This is a genomic window from Desulfogranum marinum, from assembly GCF_016918565.1.
GTDB classification, from domain to species: domain Bacteria; phylum Desulfobacterota; class Desulfobulbia; order Desulfobulbales; family Desulfobulbaceae; genus Desulfogranum; species Desulfogranum marinum.
The window spans coordinates 277607-293948 of record NZ_JAFFQD010000001.1 but is presented as its reverse complement, the minus strand read 5'-3'; the positions used below and the strand labels follow the sequence as shown (position 1 = coordinate 293948).

At 45.9% G+C, this 16342-nt stretch carries 17 protein-coding genes; 3 read left to right on the top strand and 14 right to left on the bottom strand.

Annotated features, from left to right (window positions below; genetic code table 11):
* Nucleotides 1-2: 2 nt before the first annotated feature.
* The 6 genes from urtD to JWH17_RS01225 form a co-directional block, all read right to left on the bottom strand.
* Entirely contained in the window at nt 3-833 is an 831-nt protein-coding gene (urtD, locus tag JWH17_RS01250) for an urea ABC transporter ATP-binding protein UrtD (protein WP_369125031.1), read from the bottom strand.
* Nucleotides 833-1930, bottom strand: coding sequence for an urea ABC transporter permease subunit UrtC (urtC, locus tag JWH17_RS01245; RefSeq protein WP_205220732.1), 1098 nt, complete (start codon nt 1928-1930; stop codon nt 833-835). Before urtC ends, urtD begins: the two co-directional genes overlap by 1 nt.
* Before the next feature lie 3 nt (nt 1931-1933).
* A complete protein-coding gene (gene urtB, locus JWH17_RS01240) occupies nt 1934-3550 on the bottom strand; it encodes an urea ABC transporter permease subunit UrtB (RefSeq protein WP_205220731.1) in 1617 nt (538 codons plus the stop codon).
* A 76-nt stretch (nt 3551-3626) separates the two neighbouring features.
* Nucleotides 3627-4913, bottom strand: coding sequence for an urea ABC transporter substrate-binding protein (urtA, locus tag JWH17_RS01235; protein ID WP_205220730.1), 1287 nt, complete (start codon nt 4911-4913; stop codon nt 3627-3629).
* Nucleotides 4914-5614: 701 nt separating this feature from the next.
* A complete protein-coding gene (locus tag JWH17_RS01230) occupies nt 5615-6031 on the bottom strand; it encodes an ArsC/Spx/MgsR family protein (RefSeq protein WP_205220729.1) in 417 nt (138 codons plus the stop codon).
* Nucleotides 6032-6079: 48 nt separating this feature from the next.
* Nucleotides 6080-6301, bottom strand: a complete 222-nt coding sequence (locus JWH17_RS01225; RefSeq protein ID WP_205220728.1) for a hypothetical protein — start codon at nt 6299-6301, stop codon at nt 6080-6082.
* A 326-nt stretch (nt 6302-6627) separates the two neighbouring features.
* On the opposite strand from JWH17_RS01225, the gene JWH17_RS01220 reads away from it, so the two are divergent.
* Together JWH17_RS01220 and JWH17_RS01215 are read left to right on the top strand one after the other, a co-directional pair.
* On the top strand, nt 6628-7206 hold the full coding sequence (locus JWH17_RS01220; protein ID WP_205220727.1) for a L,D-transpeptidase family protein: 579 nt from the start codon (nt 6628-6630) through the stop codon (nt 7204-7206).
* A gap of 135 nt (nt 7207-7341) precedes the next feature.
* Nucleotides 7342-7617, top strand: coding sequence for an Lpp/OprI family alanine-zipper lipoprotein (locus JWH17_RS01215; protein WP_205220726.1), 276 nt, complete (start codon nt 7342-7344; stop codon nt 7615-7617).
* 477 nt (nt 7618-8094) lie between these two features.
* On the opposite strand, the gene JWH17_RS01210 is transcribed toward JWH17_RS01215, so the two are convergent.
* Both JWH17_RS01210 and JWH17_RS01205 read right to left on the bottom strand, forming a co-directional pair.
* Nucleotides 8095-8838: a GGDEF domain-containing protein gene (locus tag JWH17_RS01210; protein ID WP_205220725.1), complete on the bottom strand. Its 744-nt coding sequence runs from the start codon at nt 8836-8838 to the stop codon at nt 8095-8097.
* Between the two features lie 460 nt (nt 8839-9298).
* Nucleotides 9299-10231, bottom strand: coding sequence for a L,D-transpeptidase family protein (locus JWH17_RS01205; RefSeq protein ID WP_205220724.1), 933 nt, complete (start codon nt 10229-10231; stop codon nt 9299-9301).
* A 486-nt stretch (nt 10232-10717) separates the two neighbouring features.
* On the opposite strand from JWH17_RS01205, the gene JWH17_RS01200 reads away from it, so the two are divergent.
* Nucleotides 10718-10984, top strand: coding sequence for a hypothetical protein (locus JWH17_RS01200; protein WP_205220723.1), 267 nt, complete (start codon nt 10718-10720; stop codon nt 10982-10984).
* A 333-nt stretch (nt 10985-11317) separates the two neighbouring features.
* On the opposite strand, the gene JWH17_RS01195 is transcribed toward JWH17_RS01200, so the two are convergent.
* From JWH17_RS01195 to JWH17_RS01170, 6 genes are all read right to left on the bottom strand, one after another.
* Nucleotides 11318-11530, bottom strand: coding sequence for a hypothetical protein (locus JWH17_RS01195; RefSeq protein ID WP_205220722.1), 213 nt, complete (start codon nt 11528-11530; stop codon nt 11318-11320).
* Nucleotides 11531-12034: 504 nt separating this feature from the next.
* Nucleotides 12035-12766 (bottom strand): Rossmann-like domain-containing protein, encoded by a 732-nt coding sequence (locus tag JWH17_RS01190; RefSeq protein ID WP_205220721.1) that lies wholly within the window; start codon nt 12764-12766, stop codon nt 12035-12037.
* Between the two features lie 253 nt (nt 12767-13019).
* Nucleotides 13020-13691, bottom strand: coding sequence for a molybdate ABC transporter permease subunit (locus JWH17_RS01185; RefSeq protein WP_205220720.1), 672 nt, complete (start codon nt 13689-13691; stop codon nt 13020-13022).
* 8 nt (nt 13692-13699) lie between these two features.
* A complete protein-coding gene (gene modA, locus JWH17_RS01180) occupies nt 13700-14422 on the bottom strand; it encodes a molybdate ABC transporter substrate-binding protein (protein WP_205220719.1) in 723 nt (240 codons plus the stop codon).
* Between the two features lie 18 nt (nt 14423-14440).
* Nucleotides 14441-15193: an ATP-binding cassette domain-containing protein gene (locus JWH17_RS01175; protein WP_205220718.1), complete on the bottom strand. Its 753-nt coding sequence runs from the start codon at nt 15191-15193 to the stop codon at nt 14441-14443.
* Between the two features lie 54 nt (nt 15194-15247).
* Entirely contained in the window at nt 15248-16054 is an 807-nt protein-coding gene (locus JWH17_RS01170) for a TOBE domain-containing protein (RefSeq protein ID WP_232370807.1), read from the bottom strand.
* Nucleotides 16055-16342 lie beyond the last annotated feature (288 nt).

Sequence of the window (16342 nt, the reverse complement as noted above, 5' to 3'; positions counted from 1 at the left end):
TGTTATCCTCCAAGGTAGACTTCGATTACCTTTTGATTATTTTGAATGTCGTCCATGTTGCCTTCGGCCAGAACACTTCCCTGATGGAGTACTGTAACTTTTTGGGCAATGGAACGGATAAAATCCATATCATGCTCAACTACAACTACGGAATGCTCCCCGGCAAGATTATGAAGGAGTTCTGCCGTACGATCCATCTCCTGATGGGTCATGCCCGCGACCGGCTCATCGATGAGGACCAGCTTGGGATTCTGCATAAGGAGCATCCCGATCTCAAGCCATTGTTTCTGGCCGTGTGAGAGGGCTCCTGCTTGGATTTTTGCTTGCTCTACCAGACCAATCAACATCAGTGCTTCAGCTATTCTGTCTTGCTGCTCACTGGAAAGCTTTGCGCCAAGAGTAGCCATAATACCCTTGTTGCCGGCCATGGCAAGTTCAAGGTTTTCGTACGTCGTATGATTTTCAAAGACAGTTGGTTTTTGAAATTTTCGGCCAATACCGGCAGCGGCAATTTCCGGTTCATCAAGTTTCAGCAGGTTGATATTTTGACCAAACCATGCAGACCCGGTATCAGGGGTTGTTTTTCCGGTAATGATATCCATCATGGTGGTCTTGCCTGCACCATTAGGTCCGATGATGCAGCGTAGCTCACCGTCGTCAATATAGAGATTCAAATCATTAATGGCTTTGAAGCCGTCAAAGCTGACACTGATTCCCTCAAGGTAGAGTATCACCCCTCGATCAAGATCAAGAGAAGGGGGGACTTCCGGCTTGAGGAATTCAAATACTTCGTTTCGGCTAAAAACAGGATGCATGGATTCAAGCGTGGCCATCATCTTGCCTCCTTCTTTTTGAAAAGTGCTGTGATCCCGCCGGAAATGCCTTGCGGAAGAAAAAGCGTGACAAGAATAAAAAGGGCACCTAAACCGAACAGCCAGGCATCCGGAAATGCAGCAGTAAGATAACTTTTAGCATAGTTGACCACCAGTGCTCCGGCAACAGCTCCGTAAAGCGTTGCGCGGCCGCCCACAGCCACCCATATAACAATCTCGATGGAATTAAGAGGGGAAAATTCGGTGGGGTTGATAATGCCTACCTGTGGTACATACAGTGCTCCAGCGATACCGGCAAGAACGGCGGAAAAGGTAAAGATAAAGAGCTTGGCATGTTCAACTCTGTAGCCGAGAAAGCGTACGCGCGATTCCTGGTCGCGAATAGCGGTGCAGACGCGGCCAAGCTTGGATTGGGTGATGTAGCGACAACTGATATATCCTAAAATTAATGCGATTGCAGAGGCCATAAATAACCCGGCTTTGGTGGCATCGTTTTGCAGCGAAAAACCAAGAATGTCTTTGAAGTCGGTTAAGCCGTTGTTGCCGCCGAATCCCATTTCATTTCTGAAAAAAGCAAGGAGGAGCGCATAGGTCATGGCCTGGGTGATAATGGACAGATATACACCCGTAACTCTCGATTTAAAGGCAAACCAGCCGAAAATAAAGGCCAGCGCCGCCGGGGCCAGCATGACCATGAGCATGGCAAAGGCAAACCAGTTAAATCCATGCCAGAACCATGGCAGTTCCTGCCAATTCAAGAAGACCATAAAGTCAGGGAGCAGGGGGTTGCCGTAGACGCCTCGATCGCCAATCTGTCGCATCAGGTACATGCCCATTGCATAACCGCCAAGGCCGAAAAAAGCACCGTGGCCGAGGCTGAGGATACCGAGGTATCCCCAAACCAGATCCACTGAGAGTGCCAGTAAGGCATAGCAGAGGTATTTTCCCAGCAAGGTCATGGTAAAGGTGGAAATATGGAAGGTGTGACCTTCCGGAAACACCTGATTGCATGCCGGTATGATCACGGCCATAAGCGTGAGCAAGGTAAGCATGACCATGCCGACTTTGTCTCTGTAGAGTGATTTGATTATCGACATGACTTACTCCGCAGCTCGGCCCTTTTGCGGGAAAAGACCCTGGGGACGTTTCTGGATAAAAAGGATAATGAAAATAAGAATGATAATTTTTGCGAGAACAGCACCGATCCACGGTTCCAGAAATTTATTGGCTATACCAAGGGATAAGCCGCCAACAAGTGTTCCCCACAAATTGCCAACACCGCCGAATACAACGACCATAAATGAGTCGATTATATATGCCTGACCGAGGTTTGGGCCGACATTGGTCAACTGAGAAAGTGCGACACCGGCGATACCTGCAATGCCGGACCCAAGGCCGAAGGTAAGGGCGTCAACCCGGGCTGCTTTAACGCCCATGGCCCGGGCCATGTTTCTATTTTGAGCGACTGCCCGTACATTAAGGCCAAGTGAGCTTTTTTTCAGGAGGACGAACAGACCTGCAAAAACAATCATGGCAAAGAGGAAAATGGTTACCCTGTTGGTTGTCAGCGAAAGGAGCGGGTTGATAACCAGCGAGCCGCTCATCCAGTCGGGAGTGGCGACGCTTCGGTTCAGCGGTGAAAATATTGAACGTACGGTTTGTTGCAGGACCAGGCTAATCCCAAAGGTGGCCAGCAGTGTTTCCAGGGGGCGTCCATAGAGAAAGCGAATCACAGACTTTTCGATCAGGATGCCTGTTAAGCCCGATACGCAAAAGGCTGCCGGTATGGAGAGGGCCAGGGCAAGACCAATGTAATTGGGCATGAGCTGTTGGAGTACGTAGGTGGTATAGGCACCCAGCATAATCAGTTCGCCATGGGCCATGTTGATCACGCCGATGACGCCGAAGGTTATGGCTAAACCTATGGCTGCTAACACTAGAACTGAGCCTAGGCTCAGGCCGAAAAATAATGTTTCCAGTCGCGCATACCATGTTGATTTGGCTTCGATTACCTTTAACGCGGCTTCAGCCTTTTTGAGGACAATCGGATCATTCTCTTTTTCAATCAGCGCCTGGATAGCATTTTTCACAACCGGGTTCAGGTTGCCGGCAATCAACGCCAGGGAAGCCAGTCGTTGTTGAGGGTCCTGGTGGTGCAGCCCTGCTACCGCAAGAGCGGATGTCAGCGCTTCCCGTACTTCCGGGTCCTGCTCTGTTAGTAAGCTTTTTTTCAGTAAGGTTATCAGCTCAGGGTTTAATCCTGTCAGAATTTCCTCTGCTGCCGCCAATCGTTGTTTTGGATCAGGGTGCTGGAGGTTCAATCCTGCCAGAACACTTTTTAAAACCCCGCGCAGCTTATTGTTGATGGTGATCTTTTTGAGTTTTCTTTTTTTTATAAGCCCGAGGTCTTCTCCTGATATGAAATCGGTAACTGAATACGTTGATCCGTCGGGCTCGCCGTAGACAAGGGTTTTGTCTTTTTTTACAAAAAAAAGTTTGCCTGCATATACGGCCTGTAGGGTCTTGATGGCTAACGGGTCGCCGCTGTTACCGATCATGTGAATAGCCTGCTCTTTTTCAGTGAAACTCTTGCTTGCCAGGAGTTGAACTCCTTGCTCGAATTCCGCTGATTGAGTGGCACCAAAGGCAACTGACGTGGAGAGTATCGGTAGGCAGAAAAGTAAACCCGTTATGATAAATTGGAGGACCGTATTCATGGCTTATTTGGTGGTTGAGGATACTCAGAGTACTCCCCGGAAAGTATGTAAATTTCCGGGGAGAGGAGGGGGATTTTTAGTTTGTACCCGAGCACTTGGCGGTCACCACATTGTATGCACCGCAGGAAAGAGGCTTACGCCAGTCGGAGATCAGGTCTTTTGAACCTTCCAGGTAATCAGACCATGCGTCACCAACCTCAAGCCCGGAGGTTTGCCAGACAATCTCGAATTGCCCGTCATCTTGAATTTCACCGATAAGTACGGGCTTGGTGATATGGTGATTGGGCATCATTGCCGAGTAACCACCGGAGAGGTTGGGAACAGTGACGCCGATTATCGCGTCTTGAACGGCTTCAGCATCGGTTGTACCGGCCTTTTCTACTGCTTTCACCCACATGTTGAAACCGATATAATGTGCTTCCATGGGATCATTGGTTACGCGGTTTTCACTTTTGATGAATTTTTGCCAGCTCTCAATGAATGCGTCGTTTACTTCGCTGTCAACGCTCATGAAGTAGTTCCAGGCCGCAAGATGGCCGACCAGAGGTTTGGTGTCGATACCTGAGAGTTCTTCTTCGCCGACGGAGAATGCGACAACCGGAATATTGTCGGCAGTGATGCCCTGATTGCCGAGTTCTTTGTAAAAGGGCACATTGGCATCACCATTAATGGTTGAAACCACTGCGGTTTTCTTGCCTTCGGAACCGAATTTTTTAATATCAGCAACGATAGACTGCCAATCAGAGTGTCCGAACGGAGTATAGTTGATCATGATATCGGCAGCTGCAACCCCTTTTGCCTTAAGGTAGGCTTCGAGGATCTTGTTGGTCGTTCGCGGATAAACATAGTCAGTGCCTGCAAGTACCCAGCGTTTGACACCGATCTCGGTCATCAAGTAATCCACCGCAGGGATAGCCTGTTGGTTCGGCGCAGCGCCTGTGTAAAAAACGTTTCTCGAGGACTCTTCACCTTCGTACTGTACTGGGTAAAACAGCAGGCTGTTTTGTTCTTCGAAAACCGGAAGAACCGATTTTCTGGACACGGACGTCCAGCAACCGAATGTCGCTACGACCTTTTCCTTCTCGATAAGCTCTTTGGCTTTTTCAGCAAAAAGAGGCCAGTTGGATGCAGGATCGACAACAACGGCTTCAAGTTTTTTGCCCAGAACGCCACCTTTTTTGTTTTGCTCATCAATCAGCATGAGCATCGTGTCTTTGAGGGTAGTTTCACTAATAGCCATGGTGCCTGAAAGGGAATGCAGTATGCCGACTTTGATGGTGTCGGCAGCCATTGCTGAAGCTGAAATCGTCACGGCAAGAGCCGTCATGCCAAGCGCTGTGGTCACCTTTTTCTTGAGTTTCATTTTTGTCCTCTTGTGTAAAATTTTTTGTAGAGAAATCTTCAAGCCTATCAAGATTGTTGCAATTGTCGTTTGTATACCAAGAAGCGTGCCATGCTGCTTGCGAGAGGGAAAAGTCTGCGTACTGCTGTACTTAAAAGACTGATAGTCCGATTAATTGTTTTCTTTAAATGGGTTAGCGCTAAAAGGGTTGATCAGTGACGGGTCGGCTTAATGTACATTTTTGTTATATAAAAATTAGTTATTTGTAAAAATATGACTGTTATGTATTTTTTTAGAAAAGCATACTTGGCCCGGATTTCTCATCAATAAAGTTTTTCGCAGGGCAAGGCACAAACCACGCAGTTGTAGTAAACTGCCACAAGTGGTTTGTAACGTAGAGCCTGCTGAAAAATCTGTTGACCCGAAGGGGGAGCTTTTTGATTTAAAACGAAAAACAGACAGTTCATTGTATAATTTGCCTTTAAGTAATAATATCAAGCAATTGATGCTGAAATCAAAAAGGTAATGGGAAGTTCGGGTTAGAGGTGGGGGTAACTTGGGTGGGTTCGTGCTGGTGATGAGTGGTTTTGTATATGGAGGCGTGTTTTTTGCCTAGAATTTATTATGCGGCATCTTGAATAAAAGCCATTAAGCCATTATTCAAGATGGCCTATAATTGTATTCGGTTCGGCTTTGTGGTGCGTCGGCGGGCGGCCCTCCGGCTATTTCCTCTCGTCACAGGATATAGACCGTAAGTTTGGACAGGTAATGACATCATCTTTCCCGTCCCATGCTCCGAGGTAAGGAGTAAGCCGTTCATCTGTAAATCCTTGGATCGACATGCCGTCAACCCGTATGAGTGGGCGTTTGATGAGTATCGGATTTTCGATCATGAGGGTAACCGCTTCATCGTGTTGTAAGTTTTCAGGGACTATTTCTCCTTTCTTAATCGCAGGTGCGGTATGGTTCATGATTAAAGATGGCTCCTTTTCAGTAATAAAAGGGGCTAATTCCTCTCGACTCCAGGGGTGTTCAAGTATATTTATACATTCAAGATCATTACCGGCCTCGATCAGAATATTTTTTTGTTTTTCGCCGTTAATGCAGCCGGGTTTTTCAAAAAATTGGATAAAAGTCATATGATTGCCTCTTGTTGTTACAGGTAGTACGATGGGGTTTCCATACTGTCAATCTGTGTGTGATTCAACCACTTCGTTCAAGCTCCCATGCCAGCTACAAGCACCGCAATAAATTTTGTGTGTGTCAATAACCAGGTCGCTAATAGTGCCGGTGGCCAATTGGATAAACTCTACCGTACGCTCAAGTGTAACTTGAAAAATTATTTTCGGACCTGTTTTTGAGGCCAGAAAATATTTTGATCCGCAACTGGGGCAGGTATATTGAGCCATGATTATGTTCCTCAGATTACCCGTAATTGATTACAGTGATGGCTGGTGGTCTAATTATGTTAAGCAAACCTTGATCCATCTTCGCCTGAAAAATATTTTGTTATGCAAAATAATTGGTTATCTGTGGTGAGCCGACATCTGGTGGCCAGGAAAGAGGGCTGACTGCTTGGTGTGATTCCTACAAAAAAGAAGTAAAAGCGACAGAATCGGCACATTGAGTCGACAGTGTTTTTTTATGATAAAAGAAGTGTGTTAAGACTGCTAGCGTGGATGATGAACGCTTGATACTGTTAACAGATTGTTTTTGTTTATATATGTCTCTGTTTATGCGCATAATACGACCGGTATTGTCTTCCCTGGTTTCCAGTGTATATGTTGTTGCCATGTCGATTCTGCTGGTCTGTCCGGTGAGTGGTGGCCAAAATACAAGTTGGATTCTTATAGACACCAAAGCGCTTACCTTGAAAGTCATGCAAGGTGACAAGGAAGCGGTTACCTTTACAGATATCGCAATTGGTCGTTATGGGGCGGATACTGATAGAAGAAGAGGTGATAACACTACCCCTCTGGGGCATTTTACCATTGCCTGGATAACTGAGGATACGTCCTTCCATCGCTTTTTTGGCTTTCGCTATCCCAGTCAAGAATATGCAGAACGTGCCTTTCTTGCAGGGTATCTTGATAAAAAGACATGGAACGTAATCCGCCGGGCCTTTGCATCAGGGCGTCTTCCTCCTCAGGATACCATTCTTGGCGGCAACCTGGGAATACACGGTATAGGGAAGGGAGATATTCACGTCCATAGACAATATAATTGGACCAATGGCTGTGTTGCCCTGACCAATGAACAGATTGATCGCCTTACGAAATGGATCAGCATCGGAACTTCGGTTGAAATACGATGAGTCCGCTTTTTTATCTTTCACATAGAAAAAGAATGGCCCGTCTAATCTGCCAGCATTATAGTTAATAGTGTTACGAGGTAAGGGGAACTGCCGGAAATACCATCCCATAAATCCTAACAAGGAGGCTATTCAATCATGAGACACACTATTGCAGTACTTGCGTTGTTCATCGCTATCGGGCTTACAGGTTGTGCTACGACCAAGGATTTAGATGCCGTCAGGCTCCAGGCCCAACAGGCGAACCAGACAGCCGATGCGGCTCTGAAAACTGCAGAAGAGGCGAAGGCTATTGCTCAAGAGGCAAAAACGATTGCGCAAAATGCCAACGCGATGGCCCAGGACGCCGATGCAACTTCTAAAACCACAGAAAGCAAAATCGACCGTATGTTTAAAAAGGCAATGTACAAATAATCTTCCACACTCTTTTTCATTGGAGCCCCTCCACGTAAAGATGGGGCTCTGTCTCTCTTCCGCGCAGAAACCTTTCGCCTAACTGTAGTGGCCCGTATAATGCTTAAACCGGACACATGCTAAGTAAGCATAAGCCTATCCGGCGTTTTTTATCTGTTTTTAATCCAATTTCCGGTGGAGGCCTCCTCGCGGGTCTGCGATCGCGATACCTGGGCGCGTGTCAGGTTACGAATGGACCGTGACCGCTGCTGACCGATAGTGTTGTATGTTCGGTCCGGACACATAGCGGCATTGCCGGAAGTCCATAAACCATTTCTCCTCAACTGTTCGTTATTGCTTAAAAAATAATACTTGCAAAGTAAGCGTGGACTCCGATGTTAAGTATATGGCTGTGCTTATCTTTCCGACAATGCCTTGGTTTGAAGAAAAAATTACTCAAGCCGACAGGCTCCTGTAATTTGGCAATGTGTGCAATAACTAGGGGCGATTTACTTCTTTGGATTTCGATTTCTGCAAATACATCTCACCGTCAGCCATGGCCATGATATCCTGGACATCCTCTCCGGGCTTAATGGTGACTATCCCACAGGCCATACTTACATCAAGAGGTTGCTTTTTCCAAAAAATAGGACGAGTATGAAGTCCTTCGGAAAGCCGGTTTATCAGAACAGATGATGCCTCTGGTTTCGTGTTTGATAAAATGAGGCCAAACTCGTCACCGCCGAGCCTGCCAACGACATCAGTTTCGCGGACCGACTCCACCAATCTTTTGGAAAACTCATGCAGAACATAGTCTCCAGCCTGGTGACCATAATTGTCATTTATCGTTTTGAAATTATTAAGGTCAATATAGACCAGGCTCGCTTTTCCATGATATCTTTCTATTGATGCTTGAATTTTTGTCAGTTCTCGCACAAATGCTCTGCGATTATAGATAGGCAGCAGCGGATCCTGGTCCGCTATCTGTTTTTCCGCAGCAAGACGTTTCTTTACATCATCTAGCTCTCTACGCAGATTGTCTACTTCCTGCATGAGAGCTAGAAGCGCTTCGCGAACTTTTGGCGTAAATTCGGCTTCAGGTATACCCATTATCGATGTGGTATCACTTACTGTTCGACGAGGGGTAGTCGCGGCGTCAGAATAGGCTTTCGCCGCATTAGCGGGAGATGTTTGGGGCGAAACGGTGCCGATGGGGCTGTGGATTGTAGATTTGGTTTTCATTGCTGAATTAGACTGATAGCTGGTTAACGGTTCTAAAGTCAGGGCTTTTTTTGAGGTGAAAAAACAGGATTTTGTCGGCAACCTGCATTGTTGTTCTTCATCAGGCTAGGAGCACTGGTTATGCCATAATGCAATGAATTAACAGACCACTACTTGATGCCAAGCAATTTTTTTAACCGGCTGAATATGCAGAAGCTTTTTCATCTGGAATCATCAGCTTAACTTGTAGTATATGTCAATTTTCATAATACAGTATAAAATTTTCTAACTGTAGCGGCTCGCAATTAAGGGGAGTAGAGGGAATCCTGCCCCTGACAGTTCTCCAGTTTATATTTTTCCTGTTCTCCATCTCAGCAAGTTCACAACCTTTTAGTTGTTGTTCTCGCTTAATGTGGGGCCAAATCAAACTTGATTACGGGCCTGCGCGCTTATCTTTGCGGACCGATCCACTTAACCTTGTTCAAAACTCATAACCACTTGAGACGAAAACGGTGATAGGAACCGGCATGCCGTTTTGCTCCTGCAATGCTTTTTTTATGGTTTTTACATCCAATATTGCGTCCATGTTTTCGATTTCCGTCAGTATCATTTCATAGGCCATGCAGATCAGGTTCGTGTTTTTTTTCTGGTCTTCATCCATCAATGGGTGAACTTCCATAAACAGAGTATTGTTTTGCCAGCCGAGCTTGATTGGCTGGTTCACAATCTGCACCATGGTCTGGACTGGTATAATAGAAAAAAGTTCTTCAATGTCTTCCGGATACATCCGTACGCAGCCATGGGTCACCCGCATCCCCACTCCAAAGGGCTTGTTGGTACTGTGGATCAGGTAACCAGGGATGCTCAAGCGCAGTGCATAACTTCCAAGAGGGTTGTCAGGGCCGGGTAAAACCACATCCGGCAGCGGGTCTTCACCGTCAGCGATGGCCTCTAGCTTAAGAGATTCGGGTGGGCGCCAAACCGGATCTTTGTCCTTTTTTACAATCCAACCTTTTCCCAACGGGGTTGTCCAGTCCATCCGTCCCACACTTACCGGATAGGATGCCACCATTGGCTTTTTATCCTGTTCGCTTTTGTGATAATAATAGAGTCGCATCTCGGGCAGGTTGAGCACGATTCCTTTACGGTCGGCACGAGGTAAAATAAACATGCCTGGCAGGGTGACGTCTGTTCCTTCTCCCGGCATCCAGCGATCTACGTCCGGATTGGCAAGCAGGATTTCTTCCTGCCCCAGATCAAACTGACGGGCGATATCAAGCAAGGTCTCCTGAGCGAGCGATTTGACAGCAATCTTCGACCCAACAAGGTCGACACCTTCGGCCGGCAATGGAAAAGTCGTCGCCTGTGCAGAGAATACACTTGTCAAAACACCAAGCAGCAGTGCAAAAGGCATTTTATGTAACCATATAGCACTGTTTAAAGCTGAAAAAATAGCCATCGCTGAAAGGTTGTCGTGTGATAAATTTGATGAGATAATAAATAAATTTTTCGATAGGGAATAATCTGCAAAGAGAAAACAAAATGAACAAAAGAGTTAACTCTCCATTTCTCTTCTCCGGGCAGTCTATATTGTAAGAAAGGTAACAAGACTGGAATTTGGAAGTCAACAGCTTTAATATGTCGGAACCCAGGCCTTGCGGAGTAAATAGCTTGGGATATCCGCGTAATTTTATAGAAAATCAATGCTCGGAGGTAAATGCTGACTCCGATATCGGGCCTGTGGTGAGCGTGATGTCTTGAAAACAGCGTCAGAAGATAACATGAGAATAATAAATGACTTGTTTGTTAATAAAAATGATTAATTTAATGAAAACGAAGTGGCTGAAAGAGCAAATTCGTCAATCGAAGGTTTAGTACACAAAATGTTTAAGGAGGAATTGTGGAGTTGCAAAAAGAATTTGACAAGCTGGTCCAAAAGGTGAAGCAGGAGCGAGATCAAGTAAAAGTGAAGATGCATCTTGCCTCAATGGATGCCAAGAAAGAGTATGAGGAGGCAGAAAAAAAATGGGGTCAAGTGAAAGTCAAGGCCTCTGAAATAGCCGACGATACCATTGAAACTTCAGAAGAGGTAATCGCCAAAGCCAAGATTGTGGGTGAAGAGCTGAAGGAAACCTACCACCGTATTTCCAAACGCTTATCAAAATAGACGGTAGCTGGTATCGGGAGCGAAAAGTGTGCTTCCTTGCGGCAGGGGAGGCACCTTTTTAATCTGAAGCTATTTTGTGTGTGGTAGCTTCTTAACAGTGAAACCAGGACATTACGGAGTCTGCGCTTACCTTTTTCCCCTCGATCCGTCCGGTACAGGGTGGATAAGCACAGCGTATCAATGCGGCATACGGTCCCTGGAATTAGTGGATGTTCTATACGTGTCCACCCTCGCAGTGAAGAGTTCCCTTTTATCTTTCTAGGTTGAAAGACCGCATAAGAACTCTTTAAGCGCACTGAAATTTTTAAGGTCCATTAGGGCAATGGGGGTCTCTTATTGGTCAAGTTCACGGATACGAATAGGGTATTTTTTAAACTTTTCCTTCCACCGTGCGCTTAAGAGCGATTTTAACTTGGTTTTGGCCGCATTTGCTTCTTCTTTGCTGCTGTAAAAAGAAAAAATTTCGTTTTGAGGATAGACTGTTTGGATATCCTCCCAAACATTGGGTGCTTTTTTTGCTTCAAGAATAAATAAAACCGTACTCATTGGAACTGTCCGGTATCTCCTGGGTGGCAGAATGAATAAACTTTATGGCCGATTAAGGCGGTTCTAAATGATGCTACTTTGTATGAGTGCAATATTATAAAAGTTGAGGTGGAAAAAGCAAGTCGTGACAGATGGTTTAATGAGAATTAATATTTTGTTTGTGTCCTTTGTAAGTGTAGTTCTGTGGTTGGTTGTGCTTTCGGACGGACACTGGATGGTTGCAACTATTTCTGTAGAATCAGCCAGGATTACTCATGAACTTTTTGACTTTAAATTCAAATGATTGATATTTTTACTTAAAGAGTAGACTCCCAATTAACAGTCTGTTTTTCGTTTTTAATCAAAAAGTTGCCCCTTCGGATCAATAGATTTTTCCGCAGGATCTGCGTTGCAAACCACTTGCGGTAGTTTACTACCCGGAGTCTTCGCTACCCGGAGTCTTCGCTACCTGCTGCGCGGCTTGTGCCTTGCCCTGCGAAAAACTTTATTGATGAGAAATCCGGGTTAGCTGCTTTCGCAACAAAAACGGTTCCAACCCATAAGGTCGGCTGCGGCTGCCACGGTTGTTCCAAAAAATATCGTTGGCTTGTTTTCTAGCAAAAAATCACCCAGAGTGTCGTTGACAACAGTTGAGCCCGTAACAACTAACAATTCAGCATCGTTAATCGCATTCTCGGTATTATCCGGGCCTTCGATGGTGAGCCCGCATTTCCGGCTACCGATATTGTCGGGGTCAAGGTCAACTATTCGAAGCTCAAAGTTTTCAGCAAAGGCTTCTATCATTGCCGGCTGATAACCGATCATGGTAATGCGAACCTTTCCATAGTTTTCCATGATGTGTTTTACAAATTGTGGTGCGCAGAGAGCCGGGCCTTTGTCGCGGCAGTGGATAGTTTTTTCTGTTTGCCTGAGACTACGTTGAACAGCATTGAATGCGGATACAAAAATTGCCCTGCGAAAATTATTATCGAGTTTCATCTCTACAATTTCGCGTAGCGGGGAATTGAAATTGCCGAAACGGTCTGTGAACGCCTGACCGCGGGCGTTTCGAAATTCAGCTTCCATTAATTTTTCTTTGCCTCTCTGTAGAGGGAAGTCATCACCTTCCGGGTTACCAATGGCTTCTTCTGTGCTTAGGGTACGTGCATTGATGTGGATGTTTTCGTCAAGAATACCTTCTTGTTCCCAGAGGCTATGTGCCTTTGTCTGTATTGTGCCTAAAATTGATTCATTCATTGTCTGTTCCTGTTTGTGTAATCATAACTCTTCAGCAGCACCCCAGCTCTCCATGACCTTCCCGCTCAGCATACCGATGTGTCGAAGTCGGTATTTATCTGCTAAATCGGTCAGTTTGTTAACATTTTGAGCACTGCTAAACCCTTACAGTTCGGGGTAGATTGTCAGTTTGTAGACCTTTGCTGAAGAGTTACGTGTAGTCACCATATGTTCCACGGGTATAAAGAAAAAAATCAAGATGGTCTTGATTCGTTTAAGTGTCGGAAATTTTTTTTAAAACGATGAACATAGAGATTGATATGCACCCGACAAGAAACGTGAGCGCTCCAGCTTTTTCCAGTTCACCATTAAAGACAGCATTGTATATTTCAAGCGAAACCGTATTGGTTCTGCCTATGACATTGCCGCCAAGCATCAGAGTCATTCCTACTTCACCTAATGATCTTCCTGCGGCAAGCAGTACCCCAGCGACAATACTTCGTTTTGCGTAGGGGAGAAGAACGCGAAGGAATATGGTTGTCCTGGATTTTCCGAGTATAGCCGCCACCTCCGTTAGCTTGGTTGCCTCTGGAGAACGCAAAGCTGCTTGGATTGGTTTAACTGCCAGCGGCAATCCGGCAATGACTGCGGCAATAACCAAAGCCGGAAAACTAAAGATTATGCTCTCTCCAAAAAGTTTTCCCACCGGACCATTACGTCCAAGCAACATCAGTAGCGCAAATCCCAGTGCTACAGGCGGGAACACGAGGGGCAGAGTAACTGCGGTATCAATAATGGCATTCATTGGGCCCTGTGAGCGGGCGAGCCAGCAAGCCAGAGGAACGCTCAGCAACAGTTGGATAAGAGTTGAGGTCAGTACTACCTGTCCTGAAAGTATCAACGGCTGCATTGGTACATTGTTTGCGAGAAGCGTAGCTAGATTCATAGCGAATTTCACATGCCGTGACGGGCTATGATTTCTTGGGCCGTATCTGAACGCAGGAACTGCAGAAATGTTTCGGACGATAGGGTGCCCGATTTTGTTTCCAGTTGTCCGATGATAATTTTGATCGGAGAATAAGCTTTTTCATCAATTATGGTGTAGCCGCCGATGCTATCCTTTATTTTCCTGGCATGGGTGAGGTTAATCAATGCAAAATCGACCTCGCCGGCAATAACGTAGGATGCAGCCTGTGGCACAGTGGCAACCATCATTATTTTTGGCTGCACTTCCTCGTACACCCTTTTGTTCTGAATATATTGAAGAGCGGCTTTTCCATAAATAGCCCTGGTTGTGTCAGGAATGGCTATGCGTTTGACTTCGGGTGCTAGAAAGTCCTGTATGCCATTGAAGCTGCTTCCCTTCGGAAATGCAGCCACAAGTCTGCCATGGCCCAGAACCTGCTTTGCGATAAAGGGAAGTTTTGCCTGTTCCAGGAAAATAACGTCGCCGAGTAGCAGATCTACGTTTCCGCTGGAACGGGCTTGGGCAACAATACGTGCCATGTTGCCATAGATACGTTCAATTTCGTTGCCGGTTTCATGAGTATAGGCATCTGTCAGGTCGTCAACAACGGAACGGTATCCTGCTCCTGAGGCAAGGACTGTTTTGGCTTGAACTAAAGCTGGCGCGAACAGTATCAACATCATAACTAACCATATTCGTTGCATTCGCATTGTAAAGTCTCCTTTGTTTTATAAGCAATTAAAGCATGTTAATGGGGTAATTTTTGGCACTGCGGCTTCCGGATGCTGCCACGTTTTACGGGGTAAGTTTTCGACGGAAGGAGGTGCGTCATAAGGTGCATACTGTTCTAACCATTGCGGCGAGGCTTTGCCACTTTCCATGACATAGATGTTGTCAGCAAGGTCATGTGCCTCTTTCAGGTCGTGAGTGATGTGAACTATGGGGATATGCAAGTCCTGTTTCAATTTACTAAGTTTTTTACGAAGTAATTCCCGTGTTGCTCTATCCAGGGCTGAAAAAGGCTCGTCGAGCAGCAGTAAAACCGGGTCGCGGGCAAGGGCCTGACAGAACGCTGCCCGCTGACGTTCTCCACCGGAAATACTTGCCGGTTTACGATGTGCAACATGGATGATACCGAATTGCTCCAGCAACTCATCGATACCATTGTCGTTTTTTGCTCCAAAAACTATATTTTGGCGGACTGTGAGGTGCGGGAATAGAGTGTATTCCTGAAAGACCAAGCTGACCTTGCGGTCCTGGGGAGTGACATGCAGCTTCATCGAGCAATCATTCCAATACTTGTCTCCAAAGCTAATAGTGCCGCTGTCTGGACGGTCTAAGCCGGAAATGATTCGTATTAAGGTGCTTTTTCCGGCACCTGAAGGACCGACAATCGCTGTGAGGGTTCCTGGTGCACAGGTCAGAGATACCTCCAAGTTGAAAAATCTGAGTTGTTTTTGAATTTTTACCTGCAGAGCCATTTGCGTGTCTCTCTCTCATTTAATATGTTCATTGTCACTGATATGTTTTTTGCACTATGGTATTGCAAGTAAAACACTCGATGCCTTTATAATTGCAGACACCTCGGTGCCACTGGCAAGGTGTAGATTGCGGACGCTTTCACTGGTCAGTATGGATGTGACCGTATTGCCGTCGGCAATGTCGATGATGACTTCATCGTTTACTGCTCCGGCGGCAATGCGATTGATTGTTCCCTTGAGAACATTGCGTGCAGAAATTTTCCCAGGGACAACATCGAGGCTGAGCATTACAGAGGTGGCTTTAACAATGGCATACACTTCTTTGCCCACCTCAAGGCAGAGTCGTTTAACGGAATTATCCGTGATAGAAGAGACAATTATATCCTTTCCTTTCAGGCTAATGGTGACGACGCTATTGACAGCACCAGGTTCAATATGAGTAATATTGCCGAGCCAGACGTTACGGGCGCTGAGTTTCATTTCCATTCCCCTAAGAGTTCTAAGCATGGCATATGCGTCTTCTGGTGAATCGTGAAAAAAATTGACGAGTTTTTGCAGCTCAAATCGAAAGAGGGAAGCTTTGCTTAAAAAGGCTTGGCCTTCTTCAGTGAGAACAGTCCCGCCACCTCCGCTGCCTCCGGTTTGCCTATTGATGAGCGGTGTAGGAGAGAGGTTATTGATAGTTTTTATCCTCTCCCAGGTCGCCTTGTAGCTGAGTCCAATAGATTTTGCAGCCTGGTTGATAGAACCATTTGTGGAGATAGCCTGCAGCAGAGCGATAACCGGATCTTCTTTGTCTGTTCCATCGCTCATCTGGTAAAGCAGCATTGCTGATGAAATAACCTGAGTAAGTTTTTTCAATGTATTTGCACTCTCTATAGCTTCTTTATCCCTTTTTATAATAACGCATGGCGGTTGTTTACCATAAAGAATGCTATACGGGAAGGTTGTTTATAGATATTGGTGACCTGGAAGTATAATTTAGCTTATTTCCTGGTGCTGGATAGGCGTGTATTCGTGAAAAATACGTCTGCGAAATTACTCCGTCCGTTTATGCTCTAAGATTCTCGAATAGCTCGCTGGTCGGGGAGAGAAGCGAAGAGGGTGTTACCTGCAGGTGTTTTGGTAGAAAAATGAATCTTATGTATA